Raw genomic sequence first — 15,223 nt, forward strand, 5'->3', positions numbered from 1 at the left:
GCGCCCTCAGGGGCGCGCGGAACTGCGCGGCCGGTCCGCGCCGGCCGGCACCCGGGGCGCCTCCTTCAGCACCCGGCTCATGTCCCGCACCGCCTGCCAGGTGCCGCGCCAGGTGCCGGTGACCTTCGAGACGCCGGTCCGCGGCCGGTAGGGCACCTCGTGCTCGACGATCCGCCAGCCGGCGTCCGCCGCCCGCACCACCATCTGCAGCGGATAGCCGCTGCGCCGGTCGTCGAGGGAGAGCGCGAGCAACGGCTCGCGCCGGGCGGCGCGCAGCGGACCGAGGTCGTGCAGCCGCAGCCCGGTCCGGCGCCGCAGCATCCGCGCCAGCGCCAGGTTCCCGGCCCGGGCGTGCGCCGGCCAGGCCCCGCGGCCCTGCGGCCGCCGGCGGCCGAGCACCAGGTCCGCCGCACCGTCGTGGACCTCCCGCACGAACGGCACGAGAAGCCCCGGATCCAGCGAGGCGTCGCAGTCGCAGAAGCAGACGATGCCGGCGGTCGCCGCGGTCAGCCCGGCATGACAGGCGGCGCCGAAGCCGCGCCGCTCCTCGTGGACGACGGTCGCGCCGAGCGACCGGGCGATGTCCGCCGAGCCGTCGGTGGAGCCGTTGTCCACCACGAGGGCCCGCCAGCCGGGCGGGATCCGGCCGAGCACCCAGGGCAGGGCATCGGCCTCGTTCAGGCAGGGAAGGACGACGTCCACGTCCGTCGTCGGGCAGTCCGGTGAGATGGTCACGGTGTCACCCTACGAACGCGAACCGGACATAAAGGGCGCCGGCTCCTTACGAAACGCGGACGTCGCGGCCCGCGGCCGCCCTCGGGTGCGACGCCCGCGAGGGCCCGGTGCGAGGGTGGAGGCATGCAGCAGCCGCACGAGCTCACCGAGGACCGGGCCGCCCCCGCCGCCACCCGGGTCCTGGTCGTCGACGACGACCCGACCGTCGCCGAGGTCGTCACCGGATACCTCGACCGGGCCGGGTACCTGGTCGACCACGCCGACGACGGCCCCGCCGCCCTGGCCCGCGCCGCCGCCCACTGGCCCGACCTGGTGGTGCTCGACCTGATGCTGCCCGGCATGGACGGCCTGGAGGTCTGCCGGCGGCTGCGCGGCCGGGCCCCCGTCCCGGTCATCATGCTCACCGCGCGCGGTGACGAGGACGACCGGATCCTGGGCCTGGAGGTCGGCGCCGACGACTACGTCACCAAGCCCTTCAGCCCCCGCGAACTGGTCCTGCGGGTGGAGTCGGTCCTGCGCCGCGCCCGGCCCGCACCCGCCGCCCGCTCCTTCTCCACCGCCGGCCTCACCCTGGACCCCGGCGCCCGCCGGGCCACCCGCAACGGCGCCGAACTCGGCCTGACCCTGCGCGAGTTCGACCTTCTCGCCTTCTTCCTGCGCAACCCCGGACGGGCGTTCGGCAGGGAGGACCTGATGCGCGAGGTGTGGGGCTGGGACTTCGGCGACCTGTCCACCGTGACGGTCCACGTGCGCCGGCTGCGCGCCAAGGTCGAGGACGACCCGGCCCGGCCGCGGCTGATCCAGACCGTGTGGGGTGTCGGCTACCGTTTCGATGCCGAGGCCGCCGGCCCGCAGGAGGACTGACGTGCGCGACACCCTGCTGATCGCCCTGTACGCGCTGGGCGGCGCCGCCCTCACCGGGCTCGTCGGCGCGGTCGCGCTGCGCCTGCTGCGGCGCCGCTCGCTCACGGCGTCCATCGCCGTTGTCGCCGCCGTCGGCGTGGTCGCGATGCTCGCCGGCACCCTGGCCGTCGCCTGGGCGATGTTCCTGTCCTCGCACGACCTGTCGGTGGTGACGACGGTGGTGGCCATGGCGGCCGCGGTCTCGCTCGCCAGCGCGCTGATACTGGGCCGCTGGGTCGGCGCCCGCAGCCGCGAACTCGCCCTCGCGGCCCGCTCGTTCGGCGAGGAAGGCGATTTCGCCGCGCCGCCGGCCCCGGCCACCGCCGAACTGGCCGAGGTGAGCCGCGAGCTGGCGGCCACCAGTGCCAGGCTCGCCGAGTCCCGGCAGCGGGAACGCGCGCTGGAGACCTCCCGCCGGGAACTGGTCGCCTGGATCTCGCACGACCTGCGCACCCCGCTGGCCGGGCTGCGGGCCATGTCGGAGGCGCTGGAGGACGGCGTCGCCACCGACCCGGACCGGTATCTCAAGCAGATCCGCACCGAGGTCGAACGCCTCAACGACATGGTCGGCGACCTCTTCGAACTCTCCCGCATCCACGCCGGGGCGCTCGCGCTGAGCCCGAGCCGGATGTCGCTGTACGACCTCGTCGGCGACGCCCTCGCGGGCGCCGACCCGCTCGCCCGTGAACAGGGCGTACGGCTGGTCGGCGGCCTGGTGGAACCGGTGCCGGTCGAGGTGGACGGCAAGGAGATGAGCCGGGTGCTGGGCAACCTGCTGGTGAACGCCATCCGCCGGACGCCGCCCGACGGCACGGTCGCGGTCGCCGCCGAGCGCGGCCCCGAAGGCGTCGTGCTGTCCGTCACGGACGGCTGCGGCGGCATCCCCGAGGAGGACCTGCCGCGCGTCTTCGACACCGGCTGGCGCGGCAGCCACGCCCGGACGCCCCCGGCGGGAGCGGGCCTCGGCCTCGCCATCGTCCGCGGCATCGTGGAGGCCCACCAGGGCCAGGCCAGCGTGCGCAACATTCCCGGCGGCTGCCGTTTCGAGGTGGTGCTGCCCGCCGCCGCTTCGTGATCGCGGGCAGCACCACCGGCTCATCGGCCCCCCGGCCCCGCTCCGGCCGAGGCCGGGGAGGGGCGCGCAGGCGCCCGCCGGACGGCAGGCCGGTCCCCGGGGGAGGGGGCGGAGGACCGGTCCGGGGGTGTCACACGCCGCGCATGCCGGCCCGCGCGAACTCCCGCATGCCCTCGGCGAAGCCGATCTCGGCCTTCCAGCCGAGGTCCGCCCGCAGCCGCGCCGAGTCGGCGGTGATGTGCCGCACGTCACCCAGCCGGAACTCCCCGGTGACCACCGGTTCCGGTCCGCCGTAGGCGTCGGCCAGCGCGCGGGCCATCTCGCCCACGGTGTGCGGCTCGCCGCTGCCGGTGTTGTACGCGGTCAGCGCACCCGGCTCCGGCCGTGCCTCCAGGGCCACCACGTTGGCCGCGGCCACGTCCCGGACGTGCACGAAGTCCCGGCGCTGCCTGCCGTCCTCGAACACCCGGGGCGCCTCGTCCCGGGCGAGCGCGGAGCGGAACAGCGCGGCCACCCCGGCGTACGGGGTGTCGCGGGGCATCCGGGGGCCGTACACGTTGTGGTAGCGCAGCGCCACCGCGGACCCGCCGGTCGACCGGGCCCACGCGGCGGCAAGGTGCTCCTGGGCCAGCTTGGTGGTGGCGTACACGTTGCGCGGATCGGCCGGCGCGTCCTCCGCGACCAGCCCCGGCGCCAGGTCGGCCCCGCACACCGGGCAGACCGGCTCGAACCGGCCGGCCTCCAGAGCGGCGACCGCACGCGGCCCCGGCCGCACGACACCGTGGCGCGGACACTCGTACCGGCCCTCGCCGTACACGACCATCGACCCGGCCAGCACCAGGCGTCCGACGCCCGCCTCCGCCATCGCGGACAGCAGGACGGCCGTACCGAGGTCGTTGCGGGAGACGTACTCGGCCGCGTCCGAGAACCCCACGCCCAGCCCGACCATCGCGGCCTGGTGGCAGACCGCGTCCACGCCGTCGAGCGCCCGCCCGACGGCCGCCGGGTTGCGCACGTCGGCACCCGGGTCGTCCCGCACGTCGAACACGACCGCCTCGTGCCCGCGCGCCGTCAGCGCCTCCACGACGTGGGACCCGATGAATCCGGCACCGCCGGTGACCAGTACTCGCATACGGCCACGCTAGGCCCGCACGGCCACCGGACCCCGCGCCCACGCCCGCACGTCACGACTCCGTAAGACCGGCCACCGGCCCGGTCGGCTAGCTCTTCGGCGGCTTGACGGCGATGTCGAGGTAGAAGGCGTCGATGCTGCGCACCGCCCTCTCGAACTCCTCCAGGTTGACGGGCTTGGTGACGTAGGCGTTGGCGTGGTGGTGGTAGGCGCCGTTGACGTCGTCGGGGGCCACGGACGTGGTGAGCACGACGACCGGGATGGTCCGCAGCTCGGCGTCCTCCTTCACCACGGCGAGGAACTCGCGCCCGTTCATCCGCGGCATGTTCAGGTCAAGCACGATCAGGTCGGGGCGTTCGTTGTCCGGGTCGCGCAGGTAGTCCAGCGCCTCGACGCCGTTGGAGACCTGGGTGAGATTGCGCGTACCGCGCTCGGTGAGGGCGTCCTGGATGAGCATCGCGTCGGCGGCGTCGTCCTCGACCAGCAGCACATCGTACGGACGGATTGCGGCGGCAGCCATGATGGGAGAACTCCGGTGTGTGGGGCGGGTCGAGTGGTCTGTGCTGTGGGGGGTGAGCCAGGCCCGGCGGCGCCGAGCCCTTGGCGGCTCAGGCCGACGGCCCGGCCGGTCTCCGGGTGTCCGGCGCCGCTGTCGGCGGCGTGGACGGCCCGGTCCTTCAGGTGTCTGACGGTCAGCTTGACACCTGCGAGTACCCGCGGCCGCACCGGAGCATGCCGGCGGGCCTCGTCCGCCGTGTTCTTGCTCACGGAACCGGGCAGGAGCGGGGCAGCGGACATGACCTCACCCTAGGGCGTTGATCCAGGCGGGACAACATGCGTTGTCGGGCCACGAGTACAGTGTGCTTGCCGCGCGCCGAGGTGCGGCCCGGACGGCCGGCCTAGGGAGCAGCGCACAGCTATGACAAGCAAGCCGTCAGGCGCCGTCGGCGCGTTCGCGGACTGGACCACCCGGCGCTGGCTCCGGGCGGGCGTCGCCGCCACCCTGGTCGTCCTGGCCGTCCTCGGGTCGCTGGGCGGCTGGGCGATGTGGCGTACCTCGCAGCTCACCACCGCCCTGGTGGACCGGCGCTCGCCCGCGCTGATCGAGTCCATACGGGTCGAGGAGGCCCTGGTCAACCAGGAGACCGGCATCCGCGGCTACGGGCTCTCCGGCCAGAAGGACTTCCTGCAGCCCTACGCGCAGGGCGTGATCGACGAGCGGGCCGCGCTCGCGCGACTGCGGCCCAGGCTGGCCGACGACAGCCGGGCCCGCGCCGACCTGGCCCAGGTGGAGAAGCTCGCCGGGACCTGGCAGGAGCGCATCGCGCGGCCGGTCTCGGTGGCCTCTCCCGCCGAGGCCGCCCAGGTCAGCGCGGCCCGCACCGCCGAGGGCAAGGCCGCCTTCGACGCCCTGCGGCGTGCCATGAGCCGCCAGCAGGACCGCCTGCAACAGGAGCGGCAGTCGGCCACCAGCCAGCTGAACCGGGCGGTGACCCTGCGCAACTGGGCGTTCGCCGTCATCGCGGCCGTCATCGTCCTGGTCGCCGGACTCGTCTTCGAGGGACTGCGGCGCGGCGTCACCGGCCCGCTCAGCGGGCTCGGCGCGGCCGTCCGGGAGGTGACGCAGGGCCGGTTCGACCGCTCCCTGGACACCACGGGGCCCGCGGACCTGCGACAGCTTGCCTCCGACGTCGAGTCGATGCGCCTGCGCCTGGTGGACGAACTGCGGTTCAGCGAGGAGGCCCGCGGGCTGCTGGACGGGCAGGCGGAGGAGCTGAAGCGGTCCAACGCGGAACTGGAGCAGTTCGCCTACGTGGCCTCGCACGACCTCCAGGAACCGCTGCGCAAGGTGTCCAGCTTCACCCAGCTCCTGCAGCGGCGCTACGGCGGACAGCTGGACGAGAAGGCCGACCAGTACATCTCCTTCGCGGTCGACGGCGCCAACCGCATGCAGAGCCTCATCAACGACCTGCTGGCCTTCTCCCGCGTCGGCCGCGTCCACAACGAGCAGCGGACCGTGGACCTGGAGCGGGTGCTGGGCACGACGCTGGGCGACCTCAGCGTGGCCGTCGAGGAGACCGGCGCCGAGATCACCCACGACCCGCTGCCGACCGTCCTCGGGGACACGACCCAGCTGGGCATGCTGCTGCAGAACCTGCTCTCCAACGCGATCAAGTTCCGGCACCCGGACCGGGCGCCGCGGATCCACGTCGGAGCGGCCAGGACCGGGGACGACTGGGAGCTCGAGGTCCGCGACAACGGCATCGGCATCGCGCAGGAGTTCCGGGAGAAGGTCTTCGTCATCTTCCAGCGGCTGCACACCAAGGACGCCTATCCGGGGACCGGGATCGGGCTGGCCATGTGCAAGAAGGTCGTGGAGTTCCACGGCGGCACCATCTCGATCGACTCCGACCACCCGTCGGGCACCCGGGTCGTCTTCACGCTGCCCGCCCTGCCCGCCACACCCGCCCCGGCGGCCGCGACGGCCGCCCCGGACAGAGAGACACAGCCGTGACCGGTCCATCCGCAGGCCACGGTGGCCAGTACGCCGAGCAGTACGACGTCCTGCTGGTGGAGGACGACGACGGTGACGCCCTGCTGGTCGAGGAGCTGCTCCACGACACCGACCTGCCGTACACCCTGACCCGGTGCCACACCGCCGCCGAGGCCCACCGGGCGCTGGCGGCCCGCCCCGTCGACTGTGTCCTGCTCGACCTGCACCTGCCCGACGCCTCCGGTGTGGAGACGATCCAGACCATCCAGGCCGACACGCACGCCGCGATCATCGTCCTGACCGGCCTGGACGAGCCCCGTGCCGGAGTCGACTCGCTCGCCTTCGGCGCGCAGGACTACCTCGTCAAGGGCAAGGTCGAACCCGACCTGATGCAGCGCGCCGTCCGCTACGCCGTCCAGCGCAAGCAGGTCGAACTGGCGAGCGCCGCGCTCCAGATCGGGAAGCTGCGCGCCGAGGAGAACGCCCGTCTGGAACGCGGGCTGCTGCCCGAGCCCCTGCTCTCCTCCCCGGCCGTGACCGCCTCCAGCCGGTACTACCCGGGTCGGGCCCAGGCCCTGCTGGGCGGGGACTTCCTGGACGTCGTGCAGACCGACGACGGACAGGTCCACGCGATCATCGGCGACGTCAGCGGGCACGGCCCGGACGCCGCCGCGCTCGGCGTCTGCCTGCGCATCGCCTGGCGTGCGCTGACCCTCGGCGGCCACCGTGCCCAGCACCTGCTGCACCTGCTCGAACAGATACACATCGCGGAGCGCGCGGGCAGTGACCTGTTCACCACCTGCACGCTGATCACCCTGGACCCGAAGGCCGCCACCCTCACCCTGCACCTGGCCGGCCACCACGAACCCCTGGTCGTCACGCCCGACGGCACCCGGCAGGTGGAGGCCGCCCACGGGATCGCGCTCGGCATCGCACCAGGACTGGGCGACTGGCCCGCCACCACCTTGGAGCTGCCCGCCGACGGAGCGCTCATCGCCTACACCGACGGACTCATCGAGGGGTTCGCGGACGGCACCGGCGCCCGGCTCGGCGTGGACGGCCTGCTGCGCATCATCGACACGCTGCGCAGCCCCGACCCCGGCACCCACCTGGACCTGCTCATCTCGCGCACCCGCGCGCTCAACGCGGACCGCCACACCGACGACCTCGCCGTGCTGCGCCTGGACTGGCGCACGGCCGGCCCGCAGGGACCCGCTCAGGCGTCCTGAGCGGTCAGCGTCGGCACACCCCTGATCTTCTCCAGCTCGGCGTTGAACTGGGCGCCGAACAGCAGGGCCAGGTTGGACAGCCACAGCCAGATCAGGAAGATCACCACGCCGCCCAGCGAGCCGTACAGCCGGTGGTAGCTGCCGACGTGGGACGTGTAGAAGGTGCAGCCCAGCGAGACGACCAGCAGGAGGATCACCGCCAGCACCCCGCCCGGCGCCATCTTCCTGACCGGCCGGGACGACTCGGGACCCGAGTGGTACACGACGAGGACGGTGCCGACGGCGACCGCCACCGCCAGCGGCCAGCGCAGCGCGTACCAGGCGGCCTGCGGCCCGCTGCCGAGGTCCAGCGCCCGGCCCAGGAACCCGGCCAGGCTGCCGGTGAGGAAGAGCACCAGCACGGAGATGAGCAGCAGCAGGATCAGGACCAGTGCCGTGCAGATGATGCGCGGCGCGGTCCGCCACACCGGCCGGTGCGAGCTGACCCGGTGCATGGCGTGCAGCGCCCGGCGGAAGACGCTCAGGTAGCTGGACCCCGACCACAGCGCGCCCGCCCCGCCCAGGAAGATCAGCGTCCAGGCGGCCGACGGCTGCTCGGCCATCTGCCGCAGGGTGCCGCGCAGCAGGGCCCGGGACGCGAGCGGGGCGGCCTGCGCGATCCGTTCGATGACCTCCGGCTTGGCCGTGGGAATGGTCAGGCCCAGCACCGAGAGGATCACCAGCAGGAGGGGGAAGAGGGCCAGGACCGCGTAGTACGTCAGCGCGGCGGCCCAGTCGGTGATGTCGTCGTTCCAGACCGACACCGGGGTGCGGCGCAGCGCCGCCCACCACCGGGCCGTACGGCCGCCCGCATGATCCATGAGACGGATGTTCTCACTCCTCGGTGTTCCGGGCGCGCAGCCGCGGGGTTCAGCGTCGGTGGACGGCACGGACGTGAAGATGGTTCAGGGCGTCGACGACGACGGTGTTGTGGTGCCAGACCAGCCAGCGGCCCGCCTCGCCGCCCACCCGCTCCAGGGCGGCCAGCCGGTCCGGCGTCATGTCCTGCAGCGGCCGCTCGTGGTGCGCGGAGACCATGCCGATCACCGCTCCTCGCGGGCTGACCAGCGGCACGCTGTGGCAGGCGCGGCTGCCGGCCTGGAGGATCGTGTGCCGGGAGCGCTCGTCGAAGACGTCGCAGGAGCCGACGTCCTTCACGGTGACCTGCCGCACCTCCTCGGCGGCCTGCGCGCAGGAGGTGGTCCCGCTGTCGACGAAGGCGAAGTAGTCGGTGAACCGCTGGTTGAGCCCGGTGTGCCGGACCATGCGCAGCAGGCGGTTCTCCACCAGTTGCACGTTGCCCATCCCGGTGTCCGTGATTCGCAGGGTGACGCGCAGCGTCGCGTCCAGGACCGCGCCCCGGTCCGTCGCAGGGGCACCGTCCAGGTGCAGGGCCGGCACCGGCGGCGGGCCGCCGCGCGGCCGCCGTGCCACCCAGCGCGGGGCCGTCGCCTCGGGGACCGGGAGGCGGACGGCGGCCGCGGCGAGCGTGTGCAGCTTCAGGTTGAACCGCTGGGAGGTGTCGCGCAGCAGCTCGAAGGACTCCTCGGGCGAGGAGAGGCGGTAGTACCGGCACAGCAGTCGCTCGGCGCGGGCCACGCCGTCGCGCGCCAGCCGCCTGTTGCGCTCGTCCGTGCCCTGCTGCCCCGTGGCCCCTGCCGTCGGCGGAGCCGGGCTGTTCGGATACTCGGTCACTGGCAAACCTCCTCGTCGTACGCCTGCCCGCTGCGGGCTCCGGCAGGCCACCCGATCTCCGCCGACGTCCACCGGCGCGCCAAAGCGTTCGGCGGCGATGAGTTCCGGCCGGGCCGGGAGTCTGTCCCCCTGACCGCACCGCAGGACGGCACCGCCCGGCGCCGCCGCCCGCCACCGGACCCCACGGAGGACCCCATGGCCGCCACATCCGACGAACCGACCGCCGACCTGCCCGGCCGGCCGCCGGTGACCGACCTCGCCACCTGGCAGGCGGCCAGGGACGAGCTGCTGGCCCGCGAGAAGGCCCACACCCGCGAGGGCGACGCGATCGCCGCGGCCCGCCGCCGGCTGCCGATGGTGGAGTTCGACGGCACGGCCGAGGTCGTCGGGGCCGACGGCCCGGTCCCGTTCCTGGACCTCTTCCAGGGTCGCGACGAACTCGTCGTCTACAAGCACATGTGGCACGACGGCGCGCCGCACCAGGGGCAGTGCGAGGGCTGCACCACCACGGCCTGGCACCTCCAGGACTCCTCCTACCTGGGCGCCCGCGGCGTCTCCTTCGCCGTCCTGACCACCGGCCCCTGGCACGAGGTCGCGCCCTACGTCGAGTTCATGGGCTACACCCAGCCCTGGTACTCGGTGCGCGGCCTGGAAGGACCGGCCGGCGGACCCATGGGCTACCTCACCAGCTACCTGCGCGACGGCGACCGCGTCTTCCTCACCTACTCCACCACCGGCCGCGGCAACGAACGGGTCAACGGCTCCCTCGGCCTGCTCGACATGACGCCCTACGGACGCGGCGAGGCCTGGGAGGACAACCCCGAGGGCCGGCCCAAGGGCGACAGCCCCTGCTGGTCCTGGCGGACGGACGCGGACGGCAACGCCACCTGGGGTCCCACCAGCCGCCCGGTGCCGCAGTGGACCCGGCCCGGCGCGACCCCGGTGGAGACCCTCGGCCGGCACGGCCACCACCACTGACGGGCGGCCTGAGCGCGGGGTCCGTCGTGCTGCTCGGGCACGCTCAGGCGGGCTGCCACAGCTCGATCCGGTTGCCCTCGGGGTCGGTGACCCAGCCGAACCGGCCGACCCCGTCCATGTCCTGGGTCTCCCCGGCCACGTCCGCTCCGGCCGCGCGAAGCTGCGCGAGCATGGCGTCCAGGTCGCGGACCCGGAAGTTCAGCATGGTCTGCTGGGCGGGGGACCCGAAGTAGTCCGTGCCGGACTCGAAGGCGGCGAAGACCGTGGGCCCGGCCTCCTGCTGCCACAGACCGTGGCCGTCGACGTCCAGGCCGAGGCAGTCGCGGTACCACGCGGTCAGGGCCGCCGGGTCCGCGGCCCGCAGGAAGTGTCCGCCGATTCCCAGTACGTGTTCCATGGCGACATCCTGCCAGGACGGCGGCCGGGCGGACCGGAACGGGCATGATCGTCATGTCCTGGAGCCGTTCGGCGGCCGGTTCGCGAGCACGGGCCGGTATCCGGGGAAGAAGCACACTTCCAGGCCACGTCCCAAGGAGATCCGCCCCGTGCGTTCCATTATCCCTCTCGCGCTCGACTGCGTCGTCGGTGCACTGGAGAAGACCCCCGGTCCCGCCGGGTTCGCCCTGCACCGCGCCCCCGCGGCCGGCCGCGCCCAACTGGCCGACACCGCCTTCGAGCTCGCCGGCACCATCCCCTCCGGGGTCCGGCTGGAGATGCTCACGGACGCCACCGGGATCGAGGTGGACGCCCAGCTCACCCAGGTGGTGATGGCCGGGTCCGAGCCGGCCGACGTGGTCTTCGACCTGGTCGTCGACGGCGAACTGCGGCCTCCCGTCACCACGTCCCACCGCACCCTCATCCGGGTCGACCCCGACACCATGGCCCTGGACGAGCACCCGGCCCCGCCGGCCACCGTACGGTTCCCGATCGGCGCCGAACCCCGCGAGCGCCGCGTCGAGATCTGGCTGTCCAACTCGCGGGCGACCACGCTCGTGGACGTCCGCGTCCCGGCCGCGGCGTCGGTGCGTCCGGCCCCGGCGAGCGGACCGGTGTGGGTGCACCACGGCAGCTCGATCAGCCAGTGCTCGGAGGCGGACCGCCCGACCGGCACCTGGCCGGCCCTCGTCGCGCGGCGCGCGGGCCGCTCCCTGGTCAACCTCGGACTCGGCGGCGAGTGCCACCTCGACCCCTTCATGGCCCGGACCGTCCGTGACCTGCCCGCCGACGCGATCAGCCTGGAACTGGGCATCAACGTCGTGGGCGCCGACACCCTGCGCGAGCGCACCTTCGTACCGGCCTTCCACGGCTTCCTCGACACCGTCCGCGACGGCCACCCGGACACCCCGGTCCTCGTCATCAGCCCCATCGTCTGCCCGGCCGTCGAGACCCGGCCGGGCCCCACCCTGCCCGGTCCCGACGGCAGGGTCCGCGCCCTGGACCGCCCGGCCGAACTCGCCGCGGGCGCACTGACGCTGACCCGGGTGCGGGAGCTGCTGGCCGACCACGTCGAACGCAGACGCAAGGCGGGCGACCACCGCCTGCATCTCATCGACGGCACCACGCTCTTCGGCACCGGAGACCTCGCCGACCTGCCCGACGGCCTGCACCCGAACGCGGCCGGCTACGCACGCATGGCCGAACGCCTCCTGCCCCGGGCGTTCGGCCCGCGCGGCGTGCTGCGGTAGCGCCAGGAACCGGCCCGCCGCGAGCGCAGTGGATGCGCAGATTTCACCGCGGACACCTTGTGACGCCTTTTCTACGCGCGTAACCTCAGCCGGTCGCATGGATCCCACCGGCCGACGGCACGTCATGTGCCCCTGCTCGGGCGGACGTTGAAGGAGTCATCCTCGTGCAGATTCACAGACCCAGCGCATCGCGGATAGCCGGCGCCGCGTTCGTGGCCGCGGCGGCCACGGCGGCCGTCGTCGTGGCGCCCCTGCCCGCCGCGTTCGCCACCCCGTCGGCGAACGCGGTCATCTCGGAGGCGTACGGCGGCGGAGGCAACTCCGGGGCGACGCTCACCAACGACTTCGTGGAGCTGGCCAACCGCTCCACGGCCGCCTACTCCCTGGACGGCTACAGCGTCCAGTACCTCCCGGCCTCCGCCTCCGCGAACTCGCCCTGGCAGGTCACCCCGCTCACCGGCGCGCTGCCCGCCGGCGGCACCTACCTGGTCGGCGAGGGCGCGGGCGCCGGCGGCACGACCGCGCTGCCCGCCGCCGACGCGACCGGCTCCACCGCGATGTCCGCCACCGCGGGCACCGTGGCCCTGGTCAAGGGCACCGCGGCACTGACCTGCAAGACGGCCGCCGACTGCACCGGCGACCCCGACGTCGTGGACCTCCTCGGCTACGGCACCGCCGTCGTCCGTGAGGGCCGCGACGCCCCGGCGACCAGCAACACCACCTCCGTGTCCCGGGCCGCCTCGCTCGCCGACACCGACGACAACGCGGCGGACTTCACGGCCGGCACGCCCACCCCGGTCAACAGCGCGGGCGACACCGCGAACGGCGGCAGCGGCCCCGGCCCCGGCGGGCCGACCGAGCCCGGCGCCTTCCGCATCCACGACATCCAGGGCCGCACCCGCGTCTCACCCCTCAAGGGCCAGAGCGTCGCGGGCGTCCCCGGCGTCGTCACCGCCGTGCGCACCACCGGCAGCAAGGGCTACTGGATCCAGGACCCCGCCCCCGACGCCGACCCCGCCACCAGCGAGGGCCTGTTCGTCTACACCGGCTCCGCCGCGCCCACCGTCTCGGTCGGCGACTCGGTCCTGGTCAGCGGCAAGGTCTCGGAGTACTACCCGTCCTCCGCCGCCCAGTCGGTCACCGAACTGGGCAGCCCGGTCTCCACCACCCTCTCCACCGGCAACGCCCTGCCGGCCCCGGTCGCGCTCGACGCCTCCACCGTCCCAGGCGCGTACACGCCGACCGCGGGCGGCGGCAGCATCGAGGGCCTCACCCTCCAGCCCGCCGTGTACTCCCAGGACTTCTACGAGTCCATCGAGGGCATGCGCGCCTCGGTCACGGACGCCCGCGTGGTCGGTGCCACGAACAGCTACGGCGAGATGTTCGTGACGGCCAAGCCGCACGAGCACCCCACCCGGCGCGGCGGCACCCTCTACGGCGGCTACGACCAGCAGAACACCGGCCGCATCGAGATCGTCTCGGCCGACGGAACGACCCCCGTCCTCAACGTCGGTGACGAACTGGCCGGCACCACCACCGGCCCGGTCGACTACTCCGACTTCGGCGGCTACCTGCTCGCGCCCTCCGCCGCCGGCACCGGCACGGCCGTCGACAAGGGCCTCAGGCAGGAGGTGACGCGCAGACAGTCCCGCGGCGAACTGGCGCTCGCCACCTACAACGTGGAGAACCTCGACCCGACCGACGCCGACGACAAGTTCGCCCGGCTCGCCAAGGGCGTCGTCAAGAACCTCTCCTCGCCCGACATCGTCACCCTGGAGGAGATCCAGGACGACAACGGCGCCACCGACGACGGCACCGTCTCCGCCGAGGCGACCCTGAAGAAGTTCACCGCGGCGATCGTCGCGGCCGGCGGCCCCACGTACTCCTGGCGCTACGTCGATCCGGTGAACGACAAGGACGGCGGCGAGCCCGGCGGCAACATCCGCCAGGTGTTCCTGTTCAACGCCAAGCGGGTCTCCTTCGTGGACCGGGCCGCCGCCGGCGACCCCTCCACGACCGCCGTCTCCGTGGTCCAGGACCGCAAGGGCCGGGCCCACCTGTCCGCCTCCCCGGGCCGTATCGACCCGGCGAGCACCGCCTGGACGGACAGCCGCAAGCCGCTCGTCGGCGAGTTCGTGTTCCAGGGCCGTACGGTCTTCGTCATCGCCAACCACTTCGTCTCCAAGGGCGGCGACGACCCGGTCCACGGCCGTTACCAGGAGCCGACCCGCTCCTCGGAGACGCGGCGACGCCTCCAGGCCGCGCAGGAGAACGCGTTCGTGAAGTCGCTGCTCGCCGCCGACCCCCGGGCCCGGATCGTGGCCGCGGGCGACCTGAACGACTTCGAGTTCTCCGACGCCGTCAAGACCCTCACCGGCAACGGCCACGACCTGACCGACCTGATCGACACCCTCCCGGTGTCCGAGCGGTACAGCTACGTCTACGACGGCAACAGCCAGACCCTGGACCACATCCTGACCAGCCCCGCCCTGACCCGCCTCGACTACGACGTCGTGCACGTCAACGCCGAGTTCGCCGACCAGGCGAGCGACCACGACCCGCAGGTCGTCCGGATCGACGTCGAGAACTGCGGCGGGACGTCCCATCGGCCGGGACCGCACCGGAGGTGACGACGGCGCGCGTCGCCTCGGCGGCGACCGGCTCCCCGCCGGCCGCCGCCGGTTCCGGCCGGGGCCGTGCTCACCCCAGCGGATGCGCCGACGCGAAGCCGCCGTTGTGGTGGACGAGGGCCGGAGCGTCCGCGGCCACCGCGCCCGAGTCGATCTCGCCGACGACCAGCAGGTGGTCGCCGACGGTCTGACGCAGCACGGTACGGGCCGACAGCCAGCCGGTGACTCCGTCGAGGACCGGCAGGCCGTCCGGCTGCGCCTGCCAGCGCACGCCGTCGAACCGGTCGATGCCGCTGCGCGCGAACCGTGCCGCCAGACCGGCGTTCGCGGTCCCGAGGACATGGACGGCGAAGCGTTCCGCGAGGCGTGCGGCCGGAGTGCTGGACGCTTCGAGGCCGATGCAGAACGACACCAGGGCCGGCCGCAGCGAGACGGAGGTGAAGGAGGTGGCGGTGAAGCCGACGGGCCCGGGGAAGGTGATCACCGTGACGCCGGCGGCGTGCCGGCGCAGGGTGTCGCGGAGGATGTCCGCGCCGTCGGGGACGGTGGCCGACGGCGACGGACCTCGGCGGATCGGGACGGTCATGCCCTGTCCTTTCGGTAGGCGGGGGAGTGGTACGGGCCGTGG

Annotated in this window: 14 protein-coding genes; 7 read left to right on the top strand and 7 right to left on the bottom strand. The window is 73.7% G+C overall.

From position 1 onward, the window contains the following. Positions 1-6: 6 nt before the first annotated feature. A complete protein-coding gene (locus ACIRQ9_RS31025; protein WP_404180805.1) occupies positions 7-735 on the bottom strand; it encodes a glycosyltransferase family 2 protein in 729 nt (242 codons plus the stop codon). A 123-nt stretch (positions 736-858) separates the two neighbouring features. Here ACIRQ9_RS31025 and ACIRQ9_RS31030 point away from each other — a divergent pair, with 123 nt between their 5' ends. Further along, positions 859-1,599, top strand: a complete 741-nt coding sequence (locus tag ACIRQ9_RS31030; protein WP_404180808.1) for a response regulator transcription factor — start codon at positions 859-861, stop codon at positions 1,597-1,599. Between the two features lies 1 nt (position 1,600). Further along, on the top strand, positions 1,601-2,713 hold the full coding sequence (locus ACIRQ9_RS31035) for a sensor histidine kinase (protein ID WP_404180810.1): 1,113 nt from the start codon (positions 1,601-1,603) through the stop codon (positions 2,711-2,713). A 130-nt stretch (positions 2,714-2,843) separates the two neighbouring features. Here ACIRQ9_RS31035 and ACIRQ9_RS31040 read toward each other — a convergent pair whose 3' ends face one another. Together ACIRQ9_RS31040 and ACIRQ9_RS31045 are read right to left on the bottom strand one after the other, a co-directional pair. Beyond that, complete coding sequence (locus ACIRQ9_RS31040; RefSeq protein ID WP_404180813.1) at positions 2,844-3,845, bottom strand: NAD-dependent epimerase/dehydratase family protein; 1,002 nt, start codon at positions 3,843-3,845, stop codon at positions 2,844-2,846. Positions 3,846-3,933: 88 nt separating this feature from the next. Further along, positions 3,934-4,365, bottom strand: coding sequence for a response regulator (locus ACIRQ9_RS31045; protein WP_404180816.1), 432 nt, complete (start codon positions 4,363-4,365; stop codon positions 3,934-3,936). A 399-nt stretch (positions 4,366-4,764) separates the two neighbouring features. Between ACIRQ9_RS31045 and ACIRQ9_RS31050 the strand changes: the two genes are divergently transcribed. Both ACIRQ9_RS31050 and ACIRQ9_RS31055 read left to right on the top strand, forming a co-directional pair. Continuing rightward, a complete protein-coding gene (locus ACIRQ9_RS31050) occupies positions 4,765-6,360 on the top strand; it encodes an ATP-binding protein (protein ID WP_404180819.1) in 1,596 nt (531 codons plus the stop codon). Then, positions 6,357-7,568: a PP2C family protein-serine/threonine phosphatase gene (locus ACIRQ9_RS31055; RefSeq protein WP_404180822.1), complete on the top strand. Its 1,212-nt coding sequence runs from the start codon at positions 6,357-6,359 to the stop codon at positions 7,566-7,568. Before ACIRQ9_RS31050 ends, ACIRQ9_RS31055 begins: the two co-directional genes overlap by 4 nt. Here the strand turns inward: ACIRQ9_RS31055 and ACIRQ9_RS31060 are convergent. Further along, entirely contained in the window at positions 7,556-8,428 is an 873-nt protein-coding gene (locus ACIRQ9_RS31060; RefSeq protein WP_404180825.1) for a YihY/virulence factor BrkB family protein, read from the bottom strand. The two genes, ACIRQ9_RS31055 and ACIRQ9_RS31060, sit on opposite strands and share 13 nt — an antisense overlap. Before the next feature lie 49 nt (positions 8,429-8,477). After that, positions 8,478-9,302, bottom strand: a complete 825-nt coding sequence (locus ACIRQ9_RS31065) for an ANTAR domain-containing protein (protein WP_404180828.1) — start codon at positions 9,300-9,302, stop codon at positions 8,478-8,480. A 195-nt stretch (positions 9,303-9,497) separates the two neighbouring features. On the opposite strand from ACIRQ9_RS31065, the gene ACIRQ9_RS31070 reads away from it, so the two are divergent. Beyond that, the gene (locus ACIRQ9_RS31070) at positions 9,498-10,280 is read left to right on the top strand and encodes a DUF899 family protein (RefSeq protein ID WP_404180831.1); all 783 of its coding nucleotides are present in this window, start codon (positions 9,498-9,500) and stop codon (positions 10,278-10,280) included. A 43-nt stretch (positions 10,281-10,323) separates the two neighbouring features. Here ACIRQ9_RS31070 and ACIRQ9_RS31075 read toward each other — a convergent pair whose 3' ends face one another. After that, complete coding sequence (locus ACIRQ9_RS31075) at positions 10,324-10,677, bottom strand: VOC family protein (RefSeq protein ID WP_404180834.1); 354 nt, start codon at positions 10,675-10,677, stop codon at positions 10,324-10,326. 148 nt (positions 10,678-10,825) lie between these two features. Between ACIRQ9_RS31075 and ACIRQ9_RS31080 the strand changes: the two genes are divergently transcribed. Together ACIRQ9_RS31080 and ACIRQ9_RS31085 are read left to right on the top strand one after the other, a co-directional pair. Then, positions 10,826-11,965: a GDSL-type esterase/lipase family protein gene (locus ACIRQ9_RS31080; protein ID WP_404180837.1), complete on the top strand. Its 1,140-nt coding sequence runs from the start codon at positions 10,826-10,828 to the stop codon at positions 11,963-11,965. A gap of 164 nt (positions 11,966-12,129) precedes the next feature. Then, the gene (locus tag ACIRQ9_RS31085; protein WP_404180840.1) at positions 12,130-14,595 is read left to right on the top strand and encodes an endonuclease/exonuclease/phosphatase family protein; all 2,466 of its coding nucleotides are present in this window, start codon (positions 12,130-12,132) and stop codon (positions 14,593-14,595) included. A 70-nt stretch (positions 14,596-14,665) separates the two neighbouring features. On the opposite strand, the gene ACIRQ9_RS31090 is transcribed toward ACIRQ9_RS31085, so the two are convergent. After that, positions 14,666-15,181 carry a flavin reductase family protein gene (locus tag ACIRQ9_RS31090; protein ID WP_404180843.1) on the bottom strand — a complete coding sequence of 172 codons (516 nt, stop codon included), beginning with the start codon at positions 15,179-15,181 and terminating at the stop codon, positions 14,666-14,668. Positions 15,182-15,223: the final 42 nt, after the last annotated feature.

Source organism: Streptomyces sp. NPDC101237 (genome assembly GCF_044767465.1).
In the GTDB taxonomy this organism is placed as follows: Bacteria; Actinomycetota; Actinomycetes; order Streptomycetales; family Streptomycetaceae; genus Streptomyces; species Streptomyces gramineus.

Coding starts and splice junctions, on each gene's coding strand:
- ACIRQ9_RS31030 (WP_404180808.1), top strand. CDS start 859: ATGCAGCAGCCGCACGAGCTCACCGAGGACCGGGCCGCCCCCGCCGCC.
- ACIRQ9_RS31040 (WP_404180813.1), bottom strand. CDS start 3,845: ATGCGAGTACTGGTCACCGGCGGTGCCGGATTCATCGGGTCCCACGTC.
- ACIRQ9_RS31045 (WP_404180816.1), bottom strand. CDS start 4,365: ATGGCTGCCGCCGCAATCCGTCCGTACGATGTGCTGCTGGTCGAGGAC.
- ACIRQ9_RS31050 (WP_404180819.1), top strand. CDS start 4,765: ATGACAAGCAAGCCGTCAGGCGCCGTCGGCGCGTTCGCGGACTGGACC.
- ACIRQ9_RS31060 (WP_404180825.1), bottom strand. CDS start 8,428: ATGGATCATGCGGGCGGCCGTACGGCCCGGTGGTGGGCGGCGCTGCGC.
- ACIRQ9_RS31070 (WP_404180831.1), top strand. CDS start 9,498: ATGGCCGCCACATCCGACGAACCGACCGCCGACCTGCCCGGCCGGCCG.
- ACIRQ9_RS31075 (WP_404180834.1), bottom strand. CDS start 10,677: ATGGAACACGTACTGGGAATCGGCGGACACTTCCTGCGGGCCGCGGAC.
- ACIRQ9_RS31090 (WP_404180843.1), bottom strand. CDS start 15,181: ATGACCGTCCCGATCCGCCGAGGTCCGTCGCCGTCGGCCACCGTCCCC.